General features: G+C 52.2%; 20 protein-coding genes. 19 read left to right on the top strand and 1 reads right to left on the bottom strand.

Annotated elements, in window-relative coordinates:
- Positions 1–1,001: 1,001 nt before the first annotated feature.
- From DXC57_RS04625 to DXC57_RS04590, 8 genes are all read left to right on the top strand, one after another.
- Complete coding sequence (locus DXC57_RS04625) at positions 1,002–7,166, top strand: SNF2-related protein (protein ID WP_347501865.1); 6,165 nt, start codon at positions 1,002–1,004, stop codon at positions 7,164–7,166.
- A 1-nt stretch (position 7,167) separates the two neighbouring features.
- On the top strand, positions 7,168–7,986 hold the full coding sequence (locus DXC57_RS04620; RefSeq protein ID WP_118651392.1) for a DUF3849 domain-containing protein: 819 nt from the start codon (positions 7,168–7,170) through the stop codon (positions 7,984–7,986).
- 2 nt (positions 7,987–7,988) lie between these two features.
- Positions 7,989–8,327, top strand: a complete 339-nt coding sequence (mobC, locus tag DXC57_RS04615) for a plasmid mobilization relaxosome protein MobC (protein WP_117552757.1) — start codon at positions 7,989–7,991, stop codon at positions 8,325–8,327.
- Positions 8,328–8,482: 155 nt separating this feature from the next.
- Complete coding sequence (locus tag DXC57_RS04610) at positions 8,483–8,782, top strand: CD1845 family protein (protein WP_117552758.1); 300 nt, start codon at positions 8,483–8,485, stop codon at positions 8,780–8,782.
- Positions 8,783–8,903: 121 nt separating this feature from the next.
- Positions 8,904–9,500 carry a type IV toxin-antitoxin system AbiEi family antitoxin domain-containing protein gene (locus tag DXC57_RS04605; protein WP_002595843.1) on the top strand — a complete coding sequence of 199 codons (597 nt, stop codon included), beginning with the start codon at positions 8,904–8,906 and terminating at the stop codon, positions 9,498–9,500.
- Complete coding sequence (locus DXC57_RS04600) at positions 9,497–10,351, top strand: nucleotidyl transferase AbiEii/AbiGii toxin family protein (RefSeq protein WP_002595844.1); 855 nt, start codon at positions 9,497–9,499, stop codon at positions 10,349–10,351. Before DXC57_RS04605 ends, DXC57_RS04600 begins: the two co-directional genes overlap by 4 nt.
- Positions 10,348–10,674: a hypothetical protein gene (locus DXC57_RS04595; protein ID WP_006773027.1), complete on the top strand. Its 327-nt coding sequence runs from the start codon at positions 10,348–10,350 to the stop codon at positions 10,672–10,674. Before DXC57_RS04600 ends, DXC57_RS04595 begins: the two co-directional genes overlap by 4 nt.
- A 54-nt stretch (positions 10,675–10,728) precedes the next feature.
- Positions 10,729–12,141, top strand: coding sequence for a relaxase/mobilization nuclease domain-containing protein (locus DXC57_RS04590; RefSeq protein ID WP_118651390.1), 1,413 nt, complete (start codon positions 10,729–10,731; stop codon positions 12,139–12,141).
- Positions 12,142–12,329: 188 nt separating this feature from the next.
- Here the strand turns inward: DXC57_RS04590 and DXC57_RS04585 are convergent, their stop codons facing one another.
- Positions 12,330–12,644, bottom strand: a complete 315-nt coding sequence (locus DXC57_RS04585) for a helix-turn-helix transcriptional regulator (RefSeq protein ID WP_002576937.1) — start codon at positions 12,642–12,644, stop codon at positions 12,330–12,332.
- Between the two features lie 157 nt (positions 12,645–12,801).
- On the opposite strand from DXC57_RS04585, the gene DXC57_RS04580 reads away from it, so the two are divergent.
- The 11 genes from DXC57_RS04580 to DXC57_RS04540 all read left to right on the top strand — a co-directional run bounded on the left by DXC57_RS04580 (position 12,802) and on the right by DXC57_RS04540 (position 25,710).
- Positions 12,802–13,344 carry an SLOG family protein gene (locus DXC57_RS04580; RefSeq protein ID WP_006059597.1) on the top strand — a complete coding sequence of 181 codons (543 nt, stop codon included), beginning with the start codon at positions 12,802–12,804 and terminating at the stop codon, positions 13,342–13,344.
- Positions 13,345–13,451: 107 nt separating this feature from the next.
- The gene (locus DXC57_RS15425) at positions 13,452–13,622 is read left to right on the top strand and encodes a hypothetical protein (protein WP_008723379.1); all 171 of its coding nucleotides are present in this window, start codon (positions 13,452–13,454) and stop codon (positions 13,620–13,622) included.
- A 15-nt stretch (positions 13,623–13,637) separates the two neighbouring features.
- Entirely contained in the window at positions 13,638–14,753 is a 1,116-nt protein-coding gene (locus DXC57_RS04575) for a hypothetical protein (protein ID WP_024724971.1), read from the top strand.
- A gap of 60 nt (positions 14,754–14,813) precedes the next feature.
- Positions 14,814–15,047, top strand: coding sequence for an immunity 17 family protein (locus DXC57_RS04570; protein ID WP_002576934.1), 234 nt, complete (start codon positions 14,814–14,816; stop codon positions 15,045–15,047).
- 13 nt (positions 15,048–15,060) lie between these two features.
- The gene (locus DXC57_RS04565; RefSeq protein WP_008982527.1) at positions 15,061–15,273 is read left to right on the top strand and encodes a hypothetical protein; all 213 of its coding nucleotides are present in this window, start codon (positions 15,061–15,063) and stop codon (positions 15,271–15,273) included.
- Complete coding sequence (locus DXC57_RS04560; RefSeq protein ID WP_024724970.1) at positions 15,270–16,427, top strand: hypothetical protein; 1,158 nt, start codon at positions 15,270–15,272, stop codon at positions 16,425–16,427. The genes DXC57_RS04565 and DXC57_RS04560 overlap by 4 nt, the downstream gene beginning before the upstream one ends.
- Positions 16,428–16,557: 130 nt before the next feature.
- A complete protein-coding gene (locus DXC57_RS04555) occupies positions 16,558–17,535 on the top strand; it encodes a hypothetical protein (RefSeq protein WP_024724969.1) in 978 nt (325 codons plus the stop codon).
- 42 nt (positions 17,536–17,577) lie between these two features.
- The gene (locus DXC57_RS15640; protein ID WP_006059608.1) at positions 17,578–18,048 is read left to right on the top strand and encodes a DUF4259 domain-containing protein; all 471 of its coding nucleotides are present in this window, start codon (positions 17,578–17,580) and stop codon (positions 18,046–18,048) included.
- A gap of 3 nt (positions 18,049–18,051) precedes the next feature.
- Positions 18,052–24,270, top strand: a complete 6,219-nt coding sequence (locus DXC57_RS04550) for a DUF2185 domain-containing protein (RefSeq protein ID WP_243101285.1) — start codon at positions 18,052–18,054, stop codon at positions 24,268–24,270.
- 15 nt (positions 24,271–24,285) lie between these two features.
- A complete protein-coding gene (locus DXC57_RS04545) occupies positions 24,286–25,149 on the top strand; it encodes a CbrC family protein (RefSeq protein WP_117552760.1) in 864 nt (287 codons plus the stop codon).
- Between the two features lie 9 nt (positions 25,150–25,158).
- Positions 25,159–25,710 (top strand): DUF4304 domain-containing protein, encoded by a 552-nt coding sequence (locus DXC57_RS04540; RefSeq protein ID WP_006059611.1) that lies wholly within the window; start codon positions 25,159–25,161, stop codon positions 25,708–25,710.
- Positions 25,711–25,717: the final 7 nt, after the last annotated feature.

The following is a 25,717-nucleotide window of genomic DNA, read 5'->3' as shown; positions in this document are numbered from 1 at the left end:
GCCTGTCAGAGATCAAAGGCAATGGGTTCCCGGAGGAGACCCACCGCCTGACGGAGCAGTTGAATGACCCGGCTTTCCGCCAGACACTCAAGGAAGAATACGCCGCCTTCTGGACTGCCTATCAGCAGGACCGTGACCTGTTGCGCTTTCATTACCATAGGCCAAGGGAAATCTGGGAGAACCTGAAAGACCTTGACCTGCCCCGCAGGACTTTTTCTTCGGACCTTTCCCAAGTGCCAACCGTCCAGCATTTCATTACAGAGGATGAGATCGACACCGCCATGACCGGCGGCAGCAGTTTTGCCGGAGGAAAAGGCCGTATCTATGCGTTCTTCATGGAAAACCATACGGATAAGGAAAAAGTGAGATTCCTTAAAGACGAGTATGGCATTGGCGGACGCTCTCATGCCCTGTCCGGCGCAACACACAGCGGCGAAGATCACGATGGGAAAGGACTGCACTATAAAAAGCAGGACTGCCCGGATGTTCACTTGAACTGGGAAAAGGTTGCCAAGCGCATTACCTTACTTGTCCAGAAAGGCCGCTATCTTACCGAACAGGAACAGGCGCAGTATGACAAAATCCAGGCTGAAAAGGAATTGGCCGAAGAAGATGCCATCCAAGCCCAGCAGCCGGAGGTGGAGGAAGAAACGCCAAAGCCTACCCTTCGGGAGCAGTTTGAGCAGTATAAGCCTGTGGTGACTGCCGCCATATCTGAGGATGTGGCATATCGAAATGCCTGCGGTCATTCCGACCGTGAAAATGCTGTCATCGAGGGCAATGCCGCTGTGCGCCGTGTAGTCCTTGGTTCTAAGGATATGGAGCTGATCCGACTCTATTCGGATGTGCCGGAGTTCCGACAGCGACTGCACCGGGAAGTGATCGACGAAACCTATCCAAAGCTCCATGAACTTCTGCGCCCTCTTTCTCAGGAAGATATTGATACTGCCATTTGTGCATGGAACGGCAATATCGAGAGTAAACACGCTGTCGTCCGTTATATGAAAGACCATGCAAGAGAAAAAGATACCGCTGCATGGCTGGCTCAGGAATACGGCGGCAGTAACAGCAACAGCCTGTTTGTTGTCCGTGCCGGCAGCCCGGAGGAAACGCAGCTGCCCTGGCCGAAGGTACAGCGCCGGATTGCCCAGCTCATTCAGGAGGACCGGTTCTATACCGAAGAAGAACAGAACCGCTTTGACGACATCGACCCAATCGCCATCCGGGAAGCTCTGGAAGAAAGAGGGATCGTCAACGGACAGGTGACAGACCCGAAAAAACTGGACAATGCCCCGTTTATCCAACAGGTGATGTCAGATGCAGAGCAGATCGCAGATGCCGAGACAGAGCAGACTTCCGAAGTTTCCATTTCCGATGAGGAATATGACGCAGTTCGCCGCCCAATTCCGCAAAAGACTTCTTACGACCCAGCCGCCCCGGTCTATGCCGTGGGCGATACCGTGTATATCGAGGATGACGCCTATCAGATCACAGAGCTGCGGGAGGACACCGTACAGCTTCTGCCCACCGGCATGGTATATCCCATCTATCGGGCAGAGCGCAAAGAACAGTTCGAGCAGCTGCTTCGGGCAGACCGCCGCAATGCTTACTATACCGAGTTTCTTCCCATTGACCCGGACAAGGCAGATCAGGACTTGCGGGATGTATTGGCTCATGGACTGATGGATGAAGCGGATAAAAAGCAGATTTCCACACTGCTGCAATCCGGCAGGAGCAACAGCGAGATCGCCTACTGGCTGAGCAGAGCCTATTCCGGTGGGATTGAGACACTGAATCTGGAGACCGGCGATATTGCCGATTACCGTACCACGGCACAGGGCGTAGAACTGGAAGTCATGGATGCAGAGGAAAAGCGTCTGGCTATGCTGTATTTCCGCTGGGATGAGGTTGCGCCTTTGCTGCGCGGGATGTATGCCCGTCAGCAGGACGGTTTTGGACAGGAACAGCCCCAACCGGCTACCGAATCCCCGACCTTCCATTCCGAGACCATGGCCGTCTATCCGGGCGATAAGAACCATCTGCCTTATGATGTGGTGGTGGAACGACTGCATATCGAGGAGCCGGAGCCACCAGCCCCTGTGACTGAGCCGGAGAAAACCTTTGAGGAAGTGTTGGATGAACACCCGGTTTCCATTCAGGTCAATGGCCAGTGGCAGACCTTTCCCAATGCCAAAGCTGCCGAGGAAGCCTCCTATGAGGAATACAAGGCTAACCTGCGCCGCAATGCAAAAAACTTCCGCATTACCGATGAGCATTTGGGCGAAGGCGGTCCGAAAGCCAAGTTCCAGGCAAATGTCAATGCGATTCGTTTGCTGAAAGAGCTGGAAGCTGCCGGACAGCAGGCAAGCCCCGAACAACAGGAGGTTCTTTCCCGCTATGTGGGCTGGGGCGGTCTCTCTGATGCGTTTGAACCGGAGAAACCGGTATGGGCTTTAGAGTATGCCCAGCTAAAAGAACTGCTGACCCCGGAGGAATATGCCGCCGCCAGAAGCTCTACCCTCAACGCCCATTACACCAGCCCTACGGTCATTCAGGCCATCTATGAAGCGGTGGGGCGCATGGGCTTTGAGACCGGAAATATTTTGGAGCCATCTATGGGTGTGGGCAACTTCTTCGGTATGCTGCCGGAGGAAATGAGAAACAGCCGTTTGTACGGTGTGGAGCTGGACCCGGTTTCCGGGCGTATCGCAAAGCAGCTCTATCCCAAGGCGGACATCACAGTAGGCGGCTTTGAGACCACTGACAGGCGTGACTTCTTTGACCTTGCCATCGGCAATGTGCCTTTTGGTCAGTATCAGGTCAATGACAAAGTCTACAACAAGCTGAATTTCAACATTCATAATTACTTTTTCGCCAAAGCACTGGATCAGGTGCGTCCCGGCGGTGTGGTGGCTTTTGTGACCTCCCGCTATACCATGGATGCCAAGGATTCCACCGTGCGCCGCTATCTTGCCCAACGTGCCGAACTGCTGGGTACTATCCGTCTGCCCAATGATGCGTTCAAAAAGAATGCCGGTGCCGAGGTTGTATCGGACATCATTTTTCTCCAAAAGCGGGACCGTCCGCTGGACATCGTGCCGGAATGGACTCAGACCGGACAAACGGAGGATGGGTTTGCCATCAACCGGTATTTTATCGACCACCCGGAAATGGTGCTGGGCAGACAGGAGCCGGTAAGCACTGCTCATGGTATGGACTACACTGTGAATCCTATCGAGGAACTGGAGCTTTCCGACCAGCTGCATGATGCCGTGAAGTACATTCATGGCACTTATCAGGAGGCAGAGCTGCCGGAGCTGGGCGAAGGCGAAGCTATTGACACCTCCATTCCTGCCGACCCCAATGTGAAGAACTATTCCTATGCCATTGTAGACGGGCAGGTGTACTACCGGGAAAACAGCCGTATGGTGCGCCCTGACCTCAACGCCACCGCCGAAGCCCGCGTGAAAGGTCTTGTGGGACTGCGTGATTGTGTGCAGGAACTGATCGACCTTCAGATGGATGCAGCGGTTCCGGACAGCACCATTACCCAAAAGCAGGCGGAACTGAACAGCCTCTATGATAGCTTTTCTGCAAAATATGGCCTTATCAATGACCGTGCAAACCGACTGGCCTATGCAGATGATTCTTCCTATTACCTGCTCTGTGCGCTGGAAGTCATTGACGAGGATGGGAAACTGGAACGCAAGGCAGATATGTTCACCAAGCGGACCATCAAGCCCCATCAGGCGGTGGCTGTGGTGGATACGGCAAGCGAAGCACTGGCGGTGTCCATCTCGGAAAAAGCCTGCGTGGATATGGACTATATGAGCCAGCTTACCGGAAAAACAAAAGAAGCACTGGCCGGAGAACTGCAAGGCGTGATCTTCCGTGTACCGGGACAGTTGGAGCAGGACGGAACGCCCCATTATGTGACTGCTGATGAATACCTCTCCGGCAATGTACGCCGCAAACTGCGTCAGGCGCAGCGGGCCGCACAGCAGGACCCGGTTTATGCAGTCAATGTGGAAGCTCTTACCGCCGCCCAGCCCAAAGACCTGGATGCGTCGGAGATTGAGGTGCGTCTGGGCGCTACCTGGATTGACAAGGAATATATCCAGCAGTTTATGTATGAGACCTTTAATACCCCGTTTTATCTCCAGCGCAGTATCGAGGTCAACTATTCGTCCTTTACCGCTGAATGGCAGATCAAGGGGAAATCTTCTGTATCCTACAACGATGTGGCAGCTTATACCACCTATGGGACCAGTCGTGCCAATGCCTACAAGATTTTAGAGGACAGCCTGAACCTGCGGGATGTCCGCATCTATGACACCATAGAGGACGCAGACGGAAAAGAGCGCCGCGTACTGAACGCCAAGGAGACCACCCTGGCGGCTCAAAAACAGCAGGCGATCCGGGAAGCCTTTAGGGACTGGATCTGGAGAGACCCGGAGCGCCGCCAGACTTTGGTGCGCCAGTATAACGAAGAAATGAACTCTACCCGTCCCCGCGAATATGATGGCAGCCACATCACTTTTGGGGGCATGAACCCGGCCATTACCCTGCGGGAACACCAGAAAAGCGCCATTGCCCATGTGCTGTATGGAGGAAATACCCTGTTGGCACATGAAGTAGGCGCAGGCAAAACCTTTGAGATGGTGGCCGCTTCGATGGAAGCAAAACGCCTGGGCTTGTGCCAGAAATCTCTCTTTGTGGTTCCAAATCACCTGACCGAGCAGTGGGCGTCGGAGTTTCTGCGTCTCTATCCTTCCGCCAACATCTTAGTCACCACCAAAAAGGACTTTGAGACCCATAACCGAAAGAAGTTCTGCGCTCGTATTGCGACGGGTGATTATGATGCCATCATCATGGGACATAGCCAGTTTGAGCGTATCCCCATCAGCCGGGAGCGTCAGGAACGGCTTCTCTATGAACAGATCGACGAGATCACCGAGGGGATTGCAGAGGTACAGGCCAGTGGCGGCGAGCGTTTTACCGTCAAGCAGCTGGAGCGTACCAGAAAGTCTCTGGAAGCCAGACTGGAAAAGCTGCAAGCCGAGGGACGAAAAGACGATGTGGTGACTTTTGAGCAGCTGGGTGTGGATCGGCTGTTTGTGGACGAGGCCCATAACTATAAAAACCTGTTTCTATACACAAAAATGCGGAATGTAGCAGGTTTATCCACATCGGACGCGCAGAAATCCTCCGATATGTTTGCCAAGTGCCGCTATATGGATGAGATCACCGGAAACCGTGGCGTGATCTTTGCCACCGGCACACCGGTCAGCAATTCCATGACCGAGCTTTACACCATGCAGCGTTATCTTCAATATGAACGCCTGCAAGAGCTGAACATGACCCACTTCGACTGCTGGGCTTCTCGATTCGGGGAGACCGTCACAGCATTGGAGCTGGCACCGGAAGGCACCGGCTACCGGGCAAGAACGAGATTCAGCAAGTTCTTTAATCTGCCGGAGCTGATGAACCTGTTCAAAGAAGTGGCCGACATTAAGACTGCCGACCAGCTGAATCTGCCTACCCCGGAAGTGGAATACCACAACATCGTGGCGCAGCCTACCGAACATCAGCAGGAAATGGTCAAGGCCCTTTCGGAGCGCGCATCGCTGGTACACAGCGGAACCGTTGACCCGTCCCAGGACAATATGCTCAAGATTACCTCGGATGGCCGTAAGCTGGGGCTTGACCAGAGGATCGTCAACCAGATGCTGCCGGACGAACCTGGCACAAAGGTCAATCAGTGTGTGGACAACATCATGCAGATCTGGCGGGACGGCAAAGCTGACAAGCTGACCCAGCTGGTGTTCTGCGACATTTCTACACCACAGGCCAAAGCTCCTGCAAGCAAGGCGGCGAAAACGCTGGATAATCCACTGCTTCACGCATTGGAAGGCGCTGTGCCTCTGCCGGAGCAGGAACCGACCTTTACGGTATATGACGATATTCGTCAGAAGCTCATTGCCCAGGGGATGCCTGCTGATCAGATCGCTTTTATCCATGAGGCCAATACCGAGGTGCGGAAAAAGGAGCTGTTCTCCAAAGTCCGTACCGGTCAGGTGCGTGTGCTTATGGGCAGCACCGCCAAGATGGGCGCAGGCACCAATGTGCAGGACCGTCTGGTGGCACTTCATGACCTGGACTGTCCGTGGAGACCGGGAGACCTTGCCCAGCGCAAGGGCCGTATCGAGCGCCAGGGCAACCAGAATCCCCTTGTCCATGTGTATCGCTATGTGACCGAGGGAACTTTCGACGCATACCTCTGGCAGACAGTGGAGAATAAGCAGAAATTCATCAGCCAGATCATGACTTCTAAATCGCCGGTGCGCTCCTGCGATGATGTGGATGAAACGGCGCTTTCCTTTGCCGAGATCAAGGCTCTGTGCGCCGGAGACCCCCGTATCAAAGAGCGTATGGATCTGGATGTGGAGGTATCCCGCCTGAAGCTGATGAAAGCCGACCACCAGAGTAAGCAGTACCGCTTGGAGGATCAGTTGCTCAAATATTTCCCGGAGGAGATTGAAAAGCACAAGGGCTTTATCAAAGGCTTTGAATCTGACCTGGAGGTTTTGGCAGCTCACCCGCACCCGGAGGACGGCTTTGCCGGTATGGAGATTCGTGGAGATCTGCTGACCGATAAGGAGAACGCCGGTGCTGCCCTTTTGGATGCCTGCAAGGAGGTCAAAACCTCCGATCCGGTGCAGATCGGCAGCTACCGGGGCTATGCCATGTCTGTGGAATTTTCCGCTTGGAAACAGGAATATACGCTCCTGCTAAAAGGACAGATGACCCACAGGGCAACCCTTGGTACAGACCCTCGCGGAAATCTTACCCGTATCGACAATGCCCTCGCCCAGATGCCGCAGCGTCTGGAGGCGGCAAAGGCCCAGATGGATAACCTCTATCAGCAGCAGGCTGCGGCAAAGGAGGAAGTTGGAAAGCCATTCCTTTATGAAGAAGAACTAAAAAGCAAAAACGCCCGTCTGGTGGAGCTGGATACCCTGCTCAACATCGACGGAAAGGGACCGGCACACGATGAAGCTGTCGTTGCCAAAAGCACACGGCCTTCGGTATTGGACCATCTAAAACGCCCGGTGCCGCCCCGCAGTACAGACAAGAAGCCAAAACAGCATGAGGAGGTGCGATAACATGAATACCAACGATCTAAATACAGCCCTTTATGAAAAGATGGCTGCCGAACAGGACAAGTTCCGGGACTGGCTGAAAAGCCAGTCCCCGGAAGAAGTCTTAAACCATGCCTATGAGTACACCATCCGCGAGGACATTGTGATGGCGATGGAGGAACTGGAGCTGACTGATGCCCAGGCTCAGGCACTTTTGGAATCTCCCTCTCCGCTGGCGGATGTGTACCGTTATTTTGAAAAGCTGGAGACCGGCTATATGGATGTGATCCGGGACAGTATTGAGAACCGTGCCGACGATGTGTGCAGAGCTAAAGAGGAACTGCGAACAACACCGGTCTATCCCCATTCTGCCGCCTATGCGAGAGAACATGGGGAGTTGGAGCAGTACCGGGCTTCCAACAATGCAAATCTCCAATGCAAGGAGTCCATTGAAGCGGCGGTGCGGGAACACTTCGACGGAATGTATCTCAGTCACGATGCGGCAAAGGGTGTGATCGAGATCTATGGCATGGAGCGTGTGGCTATGGTTCTGGCTAACACCGTCCAGCTTCAGGACTGGGATGGGCGCTACTCCCGACGCAACAAAGAATGGGCTAAGACCATTCCCAACGATAATCCCGAAACTGTCCGTTGTGGTTATGCCTTAAACAGCCACCCTGCTGTGCTGGATGGCTTTATTGATCTGGTGCGTGTAGAACAGCAGCGCAGCCGTACTCAGGGAGAAAAACTGCAACCGTCCCGCCCCTCAGTACGGGATAAGCTCAAACAGGAGCTGCCTGCCCATAAGCCTGCCGCCCCGAAGAAACGGGAGCCGGAGCGATAACTATGGCAAAGCGTAAGCGGGATATGCAATTAAACTTTAGAGTTTCAGCGGAGGAGCTTGCTGTGATTGAGCAAAAAATGTCTCAGTTTGGAACCTCCAACCGTGAAGCCTATCTAAGAAAAATGGCGCTGGATGGGTATGTAGTCAAGCTGGAGCTGCCGGAGCTGAAGGAGCTTGTTTCCCTGATGCGCCGAAACAGCAACAACTTAAACCAGCTGACCCGTAAAGTGCATGAGACTGGGCGGGTTTATGATGCTGACTTGGAGGATATATCCCAGCGGCAGGAACAGTTATGGGAGGGTTTGAAGGAAATCCTTACCCAGCTTTCCAAACTCTTATAACAGGGATAGATACTCCATTTGCGGAGGGAGGAACGGCATTACTTCGCTGCTCCTCTCTCCGCTTTTTCTTTTTATCGGTATCCTTGTCTTTTGCCTGCCCATGCCGGATAATATGATTAGAAAAGATACCAAGAACGCTGCAAGGAGGAAATAACATGAAGATTTTGAAAGGGCTTTTGATGATTATAACTGCACCGGTCATTTTGGTGCTGACGCTTTTTGTCTGGCTCTGCACGGGGCTGATCTACATATCCGGTCTGGTGCTTGGTCTGCTCAGCACTGTAATTGCTCTGCTTGGCGTGGCTGTGCTTATTACCTATTCCCCGCAAAATGGTGTGATTTTGCTGGTTATGGCATTTTTGATTAGCCCTATGGGGCTGCCGTTGGCTGCAATCTGGCTGATGGGTAAGGTGCAGAGTTTGAAATTTGCCATTCAGGATTGGATTTATGGATAAAAAATACGCAAAGCCACAAAATGCCAAACACCGTCTGTTAAATTTGGAAAGAGAAACTATATATCCACGACTTTACTTTTGAACTAATATTGAATATAATATTAGTACGAAAGGAAGTGACATGATGGGACAATTTGAACAGCTGGATCAGATGCTAACAGCACAAGAAGGAATGCTGCGAACATCACAGGTCGTATCCTCTGGAATTTCAAAGCCGGTATTTTATGATTATGTGCGTTCACGAGATTTGGATAGAGTTGCACATGGGATTTATCTGTCCAAAGATTCCTGGGTGGATGCCATGTATCTGCTTCATTTGCGATTTGAACAAGCAGTATTTTCACATGAAACAGCTTTATTTTTTCACGATCTGACAGACCGTGAACCAATAGAATATACAGTTACGGTCAAAACTGGATGCAATCCAAGCAAAATGAAAGCAGAAGGCATTCAAGTTTTTACGATTAAAGCAGACTTACATGATGTAGGACTTACAACAGCGAAAACTCCGTTCGGGCATACTGTGCCGGTTTATGATATGGAGCGAACGATCTGTGATTTGCTCAGAAGCCGTAGCAGAATTGAAATTCAGACCTTTCAGGGAGCACTGAAAGCGTATGCCCGTAGAAAAGATAAGAACCTGCGAGCTTTAATGCAATATGCCGGGATGTTCAAGGTGGAAAAAATTTTACGACAGTATTTGGAGGTACTTTTATGATAAAAACAGCAAGGCAGCTTAAAGATTTAATACGAAACCTTTCCAGAGAAAAATCCGCAGATGCTCAGATTTTAATGAGGAACTACATGATGGAGCGTTTTTTGGAGCGTATTTCTCTTTCTGAGTATCGTGATAAGTTTATCTTGAAGGGTGGTATGTTGGTAGCGGCTATGGTTGGATTGGATGCCCGCTCTACGATGGATTTGGATGCAACCATAAAGGGAGCTAATGTTAATGTGGAGGATATTGAGAATCTAATTTCATCAATCGTAACTGTTCCGATTGATGATGGTGTTAAATTTCAGCTGAAAAGTATTTCGGAGATTATGGATGAAGCAGAGTATCCGGGGATTCGTGTCAGCATGAGTACAACATTCGATGGTGTAGTGACCCCTTTGAAAATTGATATTTCTACGGGAGATGCAATCACTCCAAGAGAGGTTCGGTATTCATTCAAACTTATGCTGGAAGATCGCTCCATTGATATTTGGGCTTATAATTTAGAAACTGTGCTGGCAGAAAAACTGGAAACCATTATTACCAGAACCACAACCAATACCCGCATGAGAGATTTCTACGATATTTACATTTTAGAACAGCTGCATGGAACCACGCTGAACCCGAAAATTTTACATGATGCGCTTCTGGCAACTGCTCATAAACGGGGATCGGAGAAGTATCTTAACCAGGCTGAAGAAGTTTTTGACGAAGTGGAAAATGATTCGGTTATGCAAAAACTTTGGGAGGCATACCGTAAAAAGTTTTCTTATGCTTCTGATTTGGAATGGGATGTGATTATGAAAGCAATTCGCAGGTTATATGTTCTTTGCGAGAAGGGCATCAGCTTATGAAAAAGCATGGACACTATTGTAAAGTTTGTGGTGAATACAAAGCCAACGAAAAATTTTCAGGCAAAGGTCATGCATCCCACATTTGTAAATCCTGTGCTTCGCTACCAGCAGAAAAGCAGGCTGAACTGATGACACTGAATCGTCTTTTGAATCTTCCATGGAGGCTATCGAAAGAGCAGTTGTCCTGGCTGAAAAATCGACTAAAGGATAGGCGGCCTGATGTCCGTGCATTGGCGCAAGAGCAATATGAAATGAGATTTCCACCAAGACACTTAGAAGATGATGAGTTCAATTTTTTCGATGAAGAAAGTTTTATAGAATAGTGAAAGCGGTCTGCTATGGCAGGCCGTTTTCTTTTCGGGAAGGAGGTCTGACCTATGGCAACCACGAGAATCATGCCGCTTCATGTCGGCAAGGGCCGCACAGAAAGTCGGGCGATCAGTGACATCATCGACTATGTGGCCAATCCCAAAAAAACAGATAGCGGCAGGCTTATTACCGGCTATGCGTGTGACAGCAGGACTGCGGATGCAGAGTTCCTTCTGGCAAAGCGGCAGTACCTTGCCACGACCGGACGAGTGCGCGGTGCGGATGATGTGATTGCCTATCATGTGCGCCAGTCCTTCCGCCCCGGAGAGATCACTTCGGAAGAAGCAAACCGGCTGGGCGTAGAATTTGCCAAGCGTTTTACCAAGGGCAATCATGCCTTTGTGGTCTGCACCCACATAGACAAGTCGCACATTCACAATCACATTATCTGGTCATCGGTCAGCTTAGAATATGACCGGAAATTCCGAAACTTTTGGGGCAGCACCAAGGCAGTCCGACAGTTAAGTGACACCATCTGCGTCGAAAACGGACTGTCCATTGTGGAGAATCCGAAACCTCACGGAAAGAGCTATAACAAGTGGCTGGGCGATCAGGCAAAGCCCTCTCACCGAGAGCTGCTGCGTGTAGCGATTGACAACGCATTATCACAAAGTCCTGCTAATTTTGAGGAACTGCTAAAGCTGCTGCAAGAGTCCGGCTGTGAAGTATCAAAGCGCGGAAAATCGTATCGTTTGAAACTCCCCGGCTGGGAGAAAGCCGCCCGAATGGACAGCCTGGGCGAAGGATATGGATTAGATGATTTGCAGGCGGTTCTCTCCGGGAAGAAAACGCATACCCCACGAAAGAAAATAGTTACACAGGCAGAGACGCAGAAGGTCAATCTGCTGGTGGACATTCAGGCAAAATTGCAGGCTGGAAAAGGTGCTGGCTATGCTCGATGGGCCAAGGTGTTCAACCTCAAGCAGATGGCGCAGACCATGAATTACTTGTCAGAGAATAACCTGCTGGAGTATGCGGTTTTGGAAGAAAAGGCTGCGGCTGCCACGGCACATCACAATGAGCTTTCGGCGCAGATCAAAGCGGCTGAAAAGCGCATGGCAGAGATTGCTGTTCTGCGTACTCACATTGTAAATTATGCCAAGACCCGTGAGGTCTATGTGGCATACCGCAAGGCAGGCTACTCTAAGAAATTCCGGGAGGAACATGAGGAAGAAATTCTGCTCCACCAGGCTGCTAAGAATGCCTTTGATGAGATGGGCGTCAAGAAGCTGCCCAAGGTCAAAGAGTTACAGACGGAGTACGCGAAATTGCTGGAAGAAAAGAAAAAGACCTATACCGAGTACCGGCGTTCCCGTGAGGAAATGCGGGAGCTTTTAACGGCAAAGGCCAATGTGGATCGAGTGCTGAAAATGGAGGTAGAACAGGATGTTGAAAAAGAAAAAGACCACGGCCAGCGATAAGCTGGTCCTGGTCAAAAGCGTTCGTAGAACGCGCAGCCACAGAATGAAATTCTGTGTTCAAAGGGGCTTGGGGGCACTGCCCTCAACAAGCAGTTTGTGGCGAAATGGATAGCCACAAGCATTGCTTGCCACAATATGCTGCGCATAAAATAAAAAACTAACGACGGGACATTTACTGCCTCCTATCGTTAGTTTTCTGTGTTTAAGCGACTTATAAAACCAATCAGCATAATCAGATCGTCATCTGACATCTTTCTCATTCCGTCCAAAGCCTTCTTGATAAGCTGAGGGTTATTTTCCTGTGCATCAAAAAATTGAAGCGGTGTGATTTCAAAATATTCACAGATGTTGAGAAACTGCTTCATAGACGGCATAGAACGCCCAGAAGAAATCGCCTGAATATAGCTTCTGTTCTGCCCTAACTCCATGCTCATCTGATATTCTGAAACGCCTTTTTTCAATCGTAATTCTGTGATTCGATTGCGGATAAATTCTTCGTCCATACGCTCACCTCTCTGCTCTTTTAGCATAGCAGAAAGCAATTCTTGATACTTCGTATGTGTTGTGTTATAATTTTATAATACAACCTTTATACGCATTATTATTTGCGTTATTTTTGCTTTATATGCGTAATCAAGGCAGTTATCAAGGGTGATTTATATGAATCAGTATGCCTGCGCCATTACCGGCCACCGACCAACAAGATTTTGCTTTGGATATAATGAGGAAGATCCCCTATGCCAAAAATTAAAAGAATGTCTCCTGGAGCAGTTTCGGATACTTCATGACGAGAAATTTGTCCGTACTTTTTTTGTCGGCGGTGCTCTTGGTGTGGATATGTGGGCTGGAGAACAGCTGCTGACATTGAGGGCACAAACGGGATACGAAGATATTAAAATTGTCGTTGTAGTTCCCTTCATCGGTTATGACTCTAAATGGCCGGATCAGAGTAGACATAGATTGAAAAAGCTGATCCAAAACGCAAACGATTCCATTGTTATTTCACATTCTGCGGATGTTTCCAGTTATAAAAAAAGGAATTACTATATGGTCGATCATGCAGAGTACCTCATCGGTGTGTTTGATAATCAGAAAAAGCTGCGTTCAGGCACAGCACAGACAGTCAACTATGCCTTACATCAGGGAAAAGTAATCACTCTGATCCATCCAGACACTATGGAGATAACAGCCCCTGCGCCTTAACAAATTCACAAAAATTTTTCATTAGCATTTCCAACAAAATATTTTCATTGAAGGGGTGCTGTGATATAATAAGATATAAAACTACGCTCAGAATAAATGGTGCCGCTATGAACAAATATATTGGACAGCAATTTGCTGCTTTAAGATACGAAAAAAATATTTTGGTTGTTGAAGAAACTACATCTGCTGGTGGATGCGGCTCCTTCAACGCGGCTTCTTCATGTCCTGCGTCAGCCTGTCTTTATGACAGTGCGGCGTGGGGCTTTTTTATTGCCTGAAAGGAGTATGAGAACATGAGTCTGAAATATACCTGCCCCAGCTGTGGAACCCCATTGGGTTATGAGGGATTGTGTTGGAAATGTAAGTGCGAGCAAGAACGGCAAGCTGCTCTGGCCTGGATGCCGGAACAAATTGTCGAAAAACAAAGAAACTTGATACAGAACATCCAGAGGCTGGCTGATATGGAGGACCCAGAGTTCGCCGACTTTTGGCAGCTGCTTGGCTACCATGATGCCATCACCCCGGAGATTCAGCGAGTGGCACTGGCCGCAGAGGTGTTCTGGCCCTGTGAGATCTATTATCATGCTCCCGCCGATGTGCGGGATGGTCTGATCCATGCGCTGTTGTCCGCAGAATATTCCAGCGCGGCCTCCAACCTGATGAGTTGCCTTGCTATGCAAGGAGATGACAAGGCAATGGAGACTCTGCTGGAGCTGGAGCGAAATCCCCGGCCCTGGCGCAAGGGCCTCTATGTAGACCCATCCAGCTATGCGCAGATCGGAGGCTGGACCTTCGACAAGGAGGGCCAGAAAATCCAGCTCAACTTCGATACCTGCTATCCTATGGTCAAAGGAACCACCAGCGAGAAATCTCCCGTCCGCATTGGCCGGGCACGGGAGGACACATGCCCCCACTGTGGCGGACGCATGGTGGACATGCTGGTGCTGGATGGCCGGGATGAGCGGCTGAAATTTCTGGGGTTGGATGGTATTCTGACTGCCACCTGCTGCCCCAACTGTGTGGGATTCTTGAAAGGTCCAGCCTTTAACAGTTTTACCCTGGATGGCGGCGTGGAAGTCTTTCCCTCCGAGCTCTTTGACGGGGCGGAGAAAACGGATTGCTATGTCAGTCCCGAGGACTACAAGGCCCTCACGGAAAATCCCTTTGTGCTGGGCGAAGCGCCCGTGCCCCTGTTTTACGGTGCGGCCTGCCAGGATGTGAACACGGTGGGTGGCTTTGCCAACTGGGTACAGGACGCGGAATATACGACCTGCCCCCACTGCGGGAAACCTATGAAATATCTGGCCCAGATCCAGTGGGATACGGTGTTTGACTGTGCGGAGGGCACGCTCTATGTGGAATTCTGCCCGGACTGCCATATCGTGTCCATGCAGCACCAGCAGACCTAAAAAAGTCGCACGGTATGAAAAGAGAAATACCAGCAGGTATTTGCGTAAGGAGGAAGTAGAATGAACAGCGAACAGATCACAGCATTTTTGCAAGAGCATTGGTACATTGCCTCGGTGCTCATCGGGGCCGTGATTTTAATTGGAGCAATCCGCAACTGGAACTGGCTCTGCGACCCCACTGGTACGCGGGATGCCCACCGCCACAGCAGAGGATACCGGCGGGTGGTGTTCTTTCTGTTGGGTGTCCTCCTGATTGTGGTGAGTATCTGGGGATTTGTGCTGAAGTTGAAATAGGAGGAGCAATCCCATGACCCAAGAAGAACAGATCCGACTCTATCGGCTGATGGAAAAACTCAACTGGTTTTTCCACCAAGAGATGCACTACCTGAATAGAGATATTGCGGAAAAGACCGCACGGGAGTGTTACCCGGAGATTCGGGATTTTACATACGATATTTTGTGGAACGACCTGCCCAGAGAGGTGCAGGGACAACTTATGAACGAGGATGAGACGCTATGAATACTACGATGACTTTAGAACAACTGCCTCCCAAGGGTGTAAAGCGAGAACAGGCCATTTTGGCGCTGGGCAAAGAGGAAGCAAACGGCGAACTGCTTCTCCAGCTTGTGAATACAGAAAAGGGCAAGTGCAAAACGGCTGCTCAAAAGGCTTTGGCGCAGCTGGAGTATGCCCCTGCTGCCCCACTGTGGGCCAAGCTGGTCAAGGGCAAATGGATGGGCAGCCATATCATGTCGGATGCCTGCTCGGATTGTGTATCGGAGCAGATTGCCCCAGTCATCCTGAAAACCCTCTCCCTGCTGTTGGATGAGGCGGATACAAAACCGCTGGAAGAGGGACAGGTGGAACAGATGAATTTCTGTTTTCATTTGATGCTGGGCAAAGCCTCCCCCAAGATGTTGGAGGTGTACCGTTTTCTGGCGGAAAATGCGGAACGGATCGGCCATCTCAAGCACACCCCCTTTTATGATGGTGACAAATGCACTACATGGCACATTTCCCAAGGACTGGGGCTCTATAAAGTAAAGCCAAAGGAAATGGAGAAGATTCCGGCTTTGATTCTGACCGCCTCCTTGATTCGAAACCCGGATACACGACTACAAGCACTGGCCGATGAACTATATGAACGCTATGGCGGCAGTTGGCTGATTCCAGTCTTTATGAAAGCAATTATCACCCAGCCCAAGGAACAGGTGTATGAAACCTATTCGCTCCTGCTGGGCACTCCCAAAGAAATCTACCTGTTCAATGCTCTGGGGATGCTGGATTACCGCTGTTATCCGGAGGACTGGATCTATGAACGCCTGGGGCCTGATGGAATGACTGCGTTCATCTTTTGGGGCTATGACCGCTACGGGTCCTATGACACGACCTTTATGTTTGAACGCTATGTGGAGCTGGATGAGCGGTGGCTTTTTGATCTGGCCAAAGACCCTGAAGGTCGAAAGCCTACGGTGACTTGGCAAAGTTACAACCGGAGTGGTGTTCTGTACGAAAGCTACGACGAAATGTTCATCAGTCTGCTGCCCCGCAAGGTGGAAAACCCGGAACTGAAGTGCGTTCTGCGGGACTACTTCCGCATCCGCAGCCAGAAAAAGAAAGTGGCTAAGAGCATCACCGTTTACCAGGATGCTGCGGAGCGATTCGGAGATTAAGCAGGAATGGAGCGACTGGTATGATCGGAACAGATGAAAACCGGGCAGTGCTCCATGTGGAGGTCATCTTCTGGAGCGGCAAACGAAAAATACCGCCCAGCCTGGTCAGCGGGAAGTAGGAGGACTTGCTATGAACGAAAAACTATTTCGCACCCAATTTAATCAAATGGAAACCACCGAGAAGCAGGCGCTGATGGAAAGCCTGGCTGCTCGTTATGATATGACCTTTCTCGGTCTACATACCTTTGACCGCTGGGGCCAGAACTGCACCACCGGCATCTTCAAGAAAGATGGCCGGGAGTTCGTCTTTGTCCCCGGCGATACCGTCACCCTGGGCTGGGAGCAGTTTGCCGTGGGACTGAATCAGGAGAGCCGGGAGGAATTAGAGTATCTGTTCCGGGAATGGGAAATGGAACCGCAGAACCCGGAGGAGATGATCCGGGAAAGTATGGCTCCCGTTCGGCAGGCGGCCATTGGCCCCATGCTGGTGGGCCGGGAGCTGGAGGAACTCTGCTGGGAGCCAGTCAAGATGGACGATCCCAGGCTGACCGCCCACCCTGACTGGCTGAAGGAATTTCGTGATTTTGCCTGGAGTGACAGCAGCAGTCTTACCTTGCATCAGTCGGCCCGCATTGAGCGGACGGAAAAGGGCTTTCAGATCTGCATCTATAACCGCACAGACTACGATGCGCTTCTTGCCGGGCTGGAAAAGCAGGGGCTTTCGCTGCCTACGGCGGACGAGTGGTCCTACCTGTGTGGCGGCGGGTGTCGGACCCTGTTCCCGTGGGGAGATGGGTTAGACTACTCCATGCGTCTGCGCTGGTTTGAGGACATGGATGAGGATGAGAACCGGCCCTATGACATGGAGGAACCCAACTTCTTCGGCCTGTCCATCGCCTACGATCCCTATATGCGGGAAGTGGTGCAGGCTGATAGACTTACCACCTGTGGCGGCGATGGCGGATGCAATATCTGCGGTGGGCTGGGCCCATTTCTCGGTTTCCTACCCTGTTCGCCCCACTGTAAGCCGGAAGTGCAGGAGGACAATGAACTAAACGGAGATTATGACTTTTATCGGCCTATCATTCGGCTGGAGAACCATGATTGACAATAGAAGCTTGATACAAAATAAAGAAAGAGAGGTGCCGACATGGGAGCATGGGGCATAAAAGCATTAGAGCGTGACGAAGGGCTGGATGTACTGGACATCCTCAAAAATGAATATGTACCGGAGCATCCGGTAATGGATCTGGGCGAGATGATCGAACTGATGAAAGAGGAAGTCATGCTGGGAGCTGACTTCTCACAAATCGACTTCCTCTTTGACAATACTGCGATGGCTCTGGCGGAGCTGTATTTCCAATGGAAGGATAATGGCAAGCTGGACTACGATTATGAAGAAGCTATATGGGATAAAGTCACCGGTTTCACAGCATCCAAAGAAGCCCTTGCTTTCCTGCTGCGGCAGCTCACCGACATCAAAAACGAGGTGCCGGACGAGGACGGCATCCGTGAGATTGTGGATCTTTGGAAGAACGAGGACAGCGGTGAGATCGCTCCTGTGTGGTCAGAGCATTTGGACTGGCTCATCAAGCGGCTGATCTCGGAACAGGAGGCATGACGCATGTATATCAAAAAATACTGGGGCAACTTTATCGGAGGCTCGGACGACAGCCTGAACCTTATGGCATTTTTGGAGGATCAGAAACAAGAGGAGATCCCCCTCAGCGAGATTTTCGCCAAGATTGGTCTGGACAAGCAGAACTGGGACTTCCGCCAGACCGTGGAGTATCTGGAGTTCACCCATTCGGACGGCGTGGAGATGGACTTCCACTTCGCCATTGATGTGGTCACCGACCTGGCCGCCATCCTGCTGGAGTGCAGCGTCAGTGGCAGTGTAAACCTTCAGGATCTGGACGAGTACAACACCCCCGCCCGCCGTATCCGCATCACTGCTACGCCGGAGGAGCACGAGGCCATGGACAAGGCCCTGGCGGACTTTGTCCATGCCCCGCTGGAATACGACATCAGCGAGATGATGGGCGAGGATGAGATCACGGATATGGCTTCTCAGGTGGAGATGCTGCGGAAGGAGCTGTACGAAGCCTCTGGCCGCAACCGGAACTACCATGTAAAGGCGGAAGATGTAAAAGATCTGCTCCCCGACTGGGAGGGTGCCGATGGCTGTATCGCCACCAACCGCATCACAGTGGAGGGCTGCAAGGTTGGCTACTGCTACAGGGAGAAGCCGGACGGCGGCTGGGACAGTGGCTGGCGCTTCACCGCTGGTGACGAGAGCGAGGCGTACATGGACGACCCCAACAACGCCGGGATTTACAAGCTGAACACAATTTGCAACGACGATCCCGACATCATTCCTCTGCTGAACACCCCCGCCCCCTGCGCCTTTGAGCGGGATGAGAACGGAGTGTTCCAGCAGATCAAAAACTGGAAACCGGATGAGGACGAGGAGGACCCTGATATGGACATTTTGAAGCAGTGCCAGAAGTGGCATGAGGAGGACAAACACCTGAAAATCGTTGACGCGCTGGAGGCCATCCCCGCCGAGGAGCGTACCCCGGAAATTGATATGGAGCTGGCCCGCGCCTACAACAATCTGGCGGACCCCAGCGAGCCGGAGGGAAGGAAGCTGCTTCACCAGGCACTGGAACTGATGCAGTCCCATGAGGAGGAACTGGGAGATACTTATTCCTGGAATTTCCGTATGGGGTATGCCTATTATTATCTGGATCAGGAGGGCCGCGCTCTGCGGCATTTTGAAAAAGCTCTGGAACTGCATCCCGGTGATGATCCGAAGCTCAACACCCGACAGGACATGGAGGAACTAATTGACTCGTGCAAGAAGGGTATTTCTCTGCCTCAGTTCTCGGAGTGCTTCCGGGAAAGGACAGAGGACTGGTGGGAAACCTTTGCCGAGATGGAAGCAGAGCTGCGCCAGATGATGGACGAGGACAAAGACCATACCCGCGGCGCAGAACTCGTGGCCCAAATGCAGGAAACCCTGAATCTGGTTTTTGATGAAATCTCCTTCGAGATGGGCTTCAACGGCGAGAAGTACGAGCTGATCCTCACTCCGGAGGGTGACAAGGTCAAGCTGTTTGAGCTGGTCTACTTCCAGAAACACGCCTCCAAGGAGGTGCTGGAGCACTGGAACATCCTTGTGGGCCGTCAGCCCCTCCCGAACATCGGCCTGCGTACCGAGGACGGATGGAATATCTCTGGGGATGATGTGCAGATCTGGCTGGAGGAACAGGGTGAAAACAGCTTCGCCATCTCCGCTTACTGTGAAAAGCTGCTGCCTAAGCTTCAAGAGGAAGAAGGCCGGGCCTGGTGGATGCTCACTACCCTCACCGACCAAGTGCTGGGCGAGATCTCCCACATGAGATACATAGACAGCTTTGATGTGCTGGAGGAACCCAAGGCAGAGCCGTCCTTCCTCCTGTCCCAGCTGCCCGACAAACTGCGGGAGCAGGGCCTGGAGCTCTCCACCGACCCGGAAGCCTATCTGGAGAGCTACCTTGGTTACAAAATGGAACCCAAACAGGACCCGGACGCCGATTGGCGGCTGGATGTAATGGCCGGTTCCACCTGCTGTGTGCCGCTCATCAACGGCTATCTGAATGCCGACAATGATTTTATGGACGATCTCCATGCCGACGGCGCGGTGGCGGGCTTCTTCTGCTATCCCCTGGATACCCTGCGGGAGGAGGAAGGCAGTCAGAAAATTTTCGACTTCCGGGACAAACTGGAGGAAGTGCTCACCGGCGGGGATGGTTCGGAAGTGCTCACTCTCACCGGCGGGGCTACCGGCCTCTACTGTGGCTATGTGGACTTCATCGCCTGGGACATCCAAGAGGCGCTGAACATGGCGAAAGAGTTCTTTGAAGGCACGGACATCCCATGGGCCATCTTCCACACCTTCCGCCGTGAAGCCGGTTCTGTACCCCTAAAGCAACAAGATGATGGGACAGAAACTGAGAATCAGGATGACGAGTTGGACGAAACGCTGACGGGCATGGACTATATTCCTTACACCCAACAGAACGCCGAAGCATTCTTCGCTCAGCTGGAGCAGTGGAACGACGAAGACGAGTACACCCGCTGTATCCAGGCACTGAATGCCATCCCGGAGGACTGGAGGAACTATCGCACCGCCTACGCCTTGGCACGGGCGCTAGAAAACTACGCCATTATCGGGGACCATGACGAGGGCACCCCTCGCTATAAGGGAGACAAGGCCCTGTGCCGCGCCATCGAGGTGCTGGAGTCCGTCCGGGAGGAAGGCCAGGACAAGGCGGAGTGGAATATGCGGATGGCCTATGGCTATCAGTATCTCTACGGCCAGGAGGAAAAGGCCATTCCCTACGCTCAGCGGTGGGCAGAGTTGGACCCGGAGGATGAAAATGCCCCGGCAGTAATTCGGGAGTGTAAGGCGGAGATTCGGAAACGCCAGCGCAGCCGGAAGAAGAAGGCCAAATTCGTGCCCGGTGATACTCCATTTGAGGGCTTCGACCTCACCAACTTCTGGGATGATAATTGGTATGCACTGAAAGAATTTGTCAGTGAGCCGCCTTCCGATGAGCTGATCGCCAGCGTAGAGGAGGAACTGGGCTACAAACTGCCCGCCGCCTACATCTGGCTGATGAAGCAGCACAACGGCGGCATTCCGGTGAACACCTGCTATCCCTGCGATGAACCTACCTGCTGGGCAGATGACCATGTGGCCATCACCGGCATTTTCGGCATCGGACGAGAAAAGAGCTGCTCCCTCTGCGGAGAGCTGGGCAGCCAGTTTATGATCGATGAGTGGGAGTATCCTGCCATCGGTGTGGCCATCTGTGACTGTCCAAGCGCCGGACACGATATGATTTTCCTGGACTACCGAGCTTGCGGTCCCCAGGGAGAGCCTGCGGTAGTCCATGTGGATCAGGAAAATGATTACAAGATCACCCATCTGGCAGATAGCTTTGAGGAATTTATCCGTGGACTGGAGCATGAATCCCTCTATGATCCGGATGAAGATGTAGAGGATCTTGAGGATGACGCCGACGAGGAGGGAACCGACCATAAGGGTTCCTTTGCCGGGTCTGTGCTCCTCTCCAAAGCGGAATGGGACAAGGAGCAGTTGATCCGGAATCTACGGGAAGAATGGGGCATCGTAGATGAGGAGCCGGATGAGGGCGACGAAGATGATGAGAACAGCGATGACGCTGTGGTAATGCGGGTCGGCGGCATGATGCTGATCGTGACACTCTTCCACGGTCACATCCCGGACAATGAAGCGGAGATCAACGCCGAAAACAACTATATGTGGCCAGAGGCCGTAGAGGTGGCCAAAGCGCACAAGGCCCATATCGTGGTGGCTGTATTGGGCGAGGAGGAAAAACTGCTGGAACGGGGTAAGCTGTTCACTAAGGCGATGGCAGTGTGCTGCAAGCAGAAATATGCCACCGGTGTCTACACCAGCGGCGTGGTATTTGAGCCTCGTTTCTATGAGGGCCTTGCCGATATGCTCAAAGAGGACGAACTGCCCATCTTCAACTGGGTTTGGTTCGGCCTGTACCGGAGCGAGGGGGGCCTAAACGGCTACACCTACGGCATGGATGTGTTTGGCAAGGAGGAAATGGAGGTGTTGAACACCGACGCTGAGCCGGAGGAACTGCGGGACTTTTTGGCCAGCCTTGCCTCCTATGTGCTGGCGTGTGATGTGACACTGCAAGACGGCGAGACCATCGGTTTTTCTGCGGACGATAAGCACACCATCACCCGCAGCCCCGGCGTCTCCCTGCCGGAGGAACAGATGACCCTGAAGATCGGTTACGAGCCTATAAAGGGAGATCCGGAGGATGACAGCTGCGACCACTCAGACAATGATGACACGCAGGATGAGGAAGAATTCAGTAATCCCGAAGTCTACACCGAGGAGGAGATGGAAGCCGTCGAGGGGCACATTGAGCAGTATTTCGGCAAGTTCGAGAATGTGTTCCATGAGCTGGTTTCTCCCGACATCCATGTGGACATCTGCGTGGTGCCGCCCTCTGAGGAGCGGGACTACTGCACCCTGGTCACCATGGGCATGGGCGCTCACCGGATGAATGTGCCGGAGGAACTGGCGGAATATAAGCTGGAGCGGGCGGAGCTGGCCATTGCCCTGCCTGCGGACTGGAAGCTGGATCAGGAGTCCATGAAAGACGAAAAGTGGTACTGGCCCATCCGCCTGCTGAAATCCTTGGCCCGCCTTCCCATTGCCAGCGATACCTGGCTGGGCTTCGGCCATACCATGGACAATGAGGAGGATTTTGCAAAGGACACAAAGCTGTGCGCCGCCATTCTGACTGGTCCCCAGGATACCGAAGATGGCAGCGAGGTCTGCATCCTGCCGAGTGGCGAGGAGGTCAACTTCTATCAGGTGATTCCTCTCTACCGGGATGAATTGGAATATAAGCTGGCCCATGACGCGGACGCCCTGCTGGGCAAAATGAACGGCATCAGCTTTGTGGTGGAGCCTGATCGTCAGGATGCTATCACCCGTGGCACCCTTTCCAATGATGATTTTGACGGTGAGATGGACGATGCCTCCTATCATATCGAGAGCATTGAGGAGAAGGAACTGCCAATTGACCCCATCAACGCTTATAACCACATGGCCATCTACCTGCGCTGGTGCATGGAGCACGACCTGATGGGTGAGGACTTCCTGAAAGAATACAGCGAAGTGGCCAAACAGGTCAAAGCTGATCCTGCCAGTGTGGATCTGCGGGAGTTTATCCGGGATGAGCTGGACGGCTGTCTGTTCTCTGTGCTATTCAATCAGCAAGGCCGTGCCTTTGCAGGCTATTACTACGGAGAGGGCGACAGCCCCTACTATCCTGCCGATGTTGACGACAACGCCCTCCGCTTCTTCGGCCCGGAGCGGTATCACTCTGATGAGTTCCAGGATGAAGCCTACCTGTTCATCCCCTTTGACGAGGACTACTATCAGGCTATGGCAGAGGTGATCGGGGAACGGTTTGAAAACTGGCAGGGACAGGACTTCGACGAGGACACGCTGGAGCCTTCCGAGGTTGCTCAGGCCATCATGGAGTATCTGGACTGCGAGTGTACCTATTTCCCATCCATGGCAGATGATGACCCCATCATGTCGGCATACAGCTACGCCCAGCGGCTGGGGGTACGGGAGGGCTTTGTTCCCGTGCTCATCAAGGCGGATGATGAAACGCTGTTGGAGTGTCTGGTGATGAACGCCGATCCGGAGCACAATGCGGACTTCTACGAATTTGACCTCAAAACAGTAGAGGAGTATCGAAAGAAGATGCTCTCCGCTCCCATCAAGGACGGAAAGGCGGTTCTGGAGGAATTGACCGGCCAGCGCAAGGAAGAAGCCGAGGACGATGACATGGACTGGGAGGCGGAAGTCCTGGGCGAGATGGAGGGCGGCTATGACAATGACCGCTTCTCCTGCTATTGGGATTCGGATAGCCACATGACCTATCCGCTCATTCTGGCCAAAATTCCGGTCAAGAACCCCTGGGAGATCTTCGCCTATCTGCCCTTTGGAAATTGGAATGAGTGCCCCGACACGCCGGACCTGATGGCAGTGGCGAAATACTGGTTCGAGCAGCATGGTGCCATCCCTGCCGCCATGAGCCACGATGAATTGGAGTTTGAACTTCCGACTCCGATCTCCAAGGAAAGAGCTATGGAAGTGGCTGTGGAGCAATATGGCTTCTGCCCAGATCTGGATCAGAATGAGGATGGAAGCATTGGCTCCTTGGCAGATGTCCTGTGGCAGTCCACTGTCTGGTATTTCTGGTGGGATTGATGGGAGGTGCGACCAATGACAGAATATCAGAAAACCTATATCGAACTAAAAAAACAGTTTGTTGCGACCAATGAAGGTCCAGACAATGTCCGCGCTCTATATACCTTCAAGGAAGAACTTGAGCAGAGTGAGGATCAGCAGGCCAAGGAAGTGCTGGTGGATGTATATGACCTGCTGGACTTTAAGAAGGACGCCTACGAACTGCTCTGCCAAATCGGAAATCGTTCCGATAAAAAGACCCTCAAGCGGCTGGGCACGCTGAAGGACTATGCGGAAAACTGGGGCAATCATTATGCCCTCCCCAAGCCCAAAACGCCGGAGGAAAAGCAGAAAGAGAAGGAACGGCAGGCCCAGCTGGGCCTGCCCGCCTTCCGGTATCACCCAAACCCTCTGGAAACTGGGGCTTTTGAGGAATCCGCAGACGGCGTTGTCTGCGACTGCTGTGGCAAGACGACCCATATTTTCTATACAGCCCCCTTTTACGCCGTGGAGGATATTGCATATCTGTGCCCAGAGTGCATCGCCAACGGCGAAGCAGCCCGGAAATATGACGGCTGCTTCCAGGACGATTGCTCTCTGGATAATGGTGTAGACGATCCAGAGAAGCTGGACGAGCTCATCCACCGAACTCCCGGCTACTCCGGTTGGCAGCAGGAATACTGGCGCGCCCACTGTGGCGACTACTGCGCCTACCTGGGCCATGTGGGTGCCAGAGAACTGCGGGCGCTGGGTGTGCTCGAGGAAGTGTTGGACGATCCCATGTGGGATGACGAACAGAAGAAAATGATTCAGGAATCCGTCAATGGCGGGCATCTGCAATGCTATCTGTTCCAGTGCCTCCACTGCGGAAAACACCTGGTCTGGATGGATTTTGATTGAGGTGGCAACATGGAGAAGAAGGATTTTCCCAAGGGAACCAAGCCCCGTGAGATCTTCGTCTATACCTGTGAGCGGATCGCGGAGCCTTTGAACCCGCTGGGCTACAAATACCGCAAGAGCAAAAATGACATCTACAAAAAAGACGGCATCTTTGTGTTCTCCTTTTACTTTTCCCCCTCCATCCGCTTTGGCTCCACCACTTTTACTGCCTTCTTCGATGTGAGTTCCCCGGTGATTGCCCAGTGGCGCAGTGAGCAGGAAGGGACGGAGGAAACCTATGATGGTATCGTGGGTACCTCCATCGCCCGGCTGACCCACCGGTATGATGACTTCCCCCGCTATGAGGTATCTACTCTGCTGGAGCGGGAACGCTCTATCCAGGAAATTTCCGGGCAGATCCAGGACTATGCACTACCATTCTTTGCCCGGTTTTCCAATCTGCCCAAGCTGCTGGACGATGTGGAACAGGAGGGGTTCTTCCCCCATCGGAAGGGGTTCGATGTCCCTAAGCGGAATCGGGAGTTCATCGAATGCTTCCGGGAGTATCTCCAAAAGCAGTAGGAATCAG

The sequence above is a fragment of the Clostridium sp. TF06-15AC genome, assembly GCF_003481165.1.
GTDB classification, from domain to species: Bacteria; Bacillota; Clostridia; order Lachnospirales; family Lachnospiraceae; genus Otoolea; species Otoolea fessa.
This window is presented reverse-complemented; position numbering and strand designations above follow the sequence as displayed.

Excerpts from the sequence above, each read along its gene's own strand:
- DXC57_RS15425 (WP_008723379.1), top strand. The coding sequence starts at position 13,452 with ATGAACAAATATATTGGACAGCAATTTGCTGCTTTAAGATACGAAAAA.
- DXC57_RS15640 (WP_006059608.1), top strand. The coding sequence starts at position 17,578 with ATGGGAGCATGGGGCATAAAAGCATTAGAGCGTGACGAAGGGCTGGAT.
- mobC (WP_117552757.1), top strand. The coding sequence starts at position 7,989 with ATGGCAAAGCGTAAGCGGGATATGCAATTAAACTTTAGAGTTTCAGCG.
- DXC57_RS04580 (WP_006059597.1), top strand. The coding sequence starts at position 12,802 with ATGAATCAGTATGCCTGCGCCATTACCGGCCACCGACCAACAAGATTT.
- DXC57_RS04555 (WP_024724969.1), top strand. The coding sequence starts at position 16,558 with ATGAACGAAAAACTATTTCGCACCCAATTTAATCAAATGGAAACCACC.
- DXC57_RS04550 (WP_243101285.1), top strand. The coding sequence starts at position 18,052 with ATGTATATCAAAAAATACTGGGGCAACTTTATCGGAGGCTCGGACGAC.
- DXC57_RS04570 (WP_002576934.1), top strand. The coding sequence starts at position 14,814 with ATGAACAGCGAACAGATCACAGCATTTTTGCAAGAGCATTGGTACATT.
- DXC57_RS04620 (WP_118651392.1), top strand. The coding sequence starts at position 7,168 with ATGAATACCAACGATCTAAATACAGCCCTTTATGAAAAGATGGCTGCC.
- DXC57_RS04565 (WP_008982527.1), top strand. The coding sequence starts at position 15,061 with ATGACCCAAGAAGAACAGATCCGACTCTATCGGCTGATGGAAAAACTC.
- DXC57_RS04595 (WP_006773027.1), top strand. The coding sequence starts at position 10,348 with ATGAAAAAGCATGGACACTATTGTAAAGTTTGTGGTGAATACAAAGCC.
- DXC57_RS04540 (WP_006059611.1), top strand. The coding sequence starts at position 25,159 with ATGGAGAAGAAGGATTTTCCCAAGGGAACCAAGCCCCGTGAGATCTTC.
- DXC57_RS04575 (WP_024724971.1), top strand. The coding sequence starts at position 13,638 with ATGAGTCTGAAATATACCTGCCCCAGCTGTGGAACCCCATTGGGTTAT.
- DXC57_RS04590 (WP_118651390.1), top strand. The coding sequence starts at position 10,729 with ATGGCAACCACGAGAATCATGCCGCTTCATGTCGGCAAGGGCCGCACA.
- DXC57_RS04605 (WP_002595843.1), top strand. The coding sequence starts at position 8,904 with ATGATGGGACAATTTGAACAGCTGGATCAGATGCTAACAGCACAAGAA.
- DXC57_RS04610 (WP_117552758.1), top strand. The coding sequence starts at position 8,483 with ATGAAGATTTTGAAAGGGCTTTTGATGATTATAACTGCACCGGTCATT.
- DXC57_RS04625 (WP_347501865.1), top strand. The coding sequence starts at position 1,002 with ATGAAAGACCATGCAAGAGAAAAAGATACCGCTGCATGGCTGGCTCAG.
- DXC57_RS04585 (WP_002576937.1), bottom strand. The coding sequence starts at position 12,644 with ATGGACGAAGAATTTATCCGCAATCGAATCACAGAATTACGATTGAAA.
- DXC57_RS04560 (WP_024724970.1), top strand. The coding sequence starts at position 15,270 with ATGAATACTACGATGACTTTAGAACAACTGCCTCCCAAGGGTGTAAAG.
- DXC57_RS04545 (WP_117552760.1), top strand. The coding sequence starts at position 24,286 with ATGACAGAATATCAGAAAACCTATATCGAACTAAAAAAACAGTTTGTT.
- DXC57_RS04600 (WP_002595844.1), top strand. The coding sequence starts at position 9,497 with ATGATAAAAACAGCAAGGCAGCTTAAAGATTTAATACGAAACCTTTCC.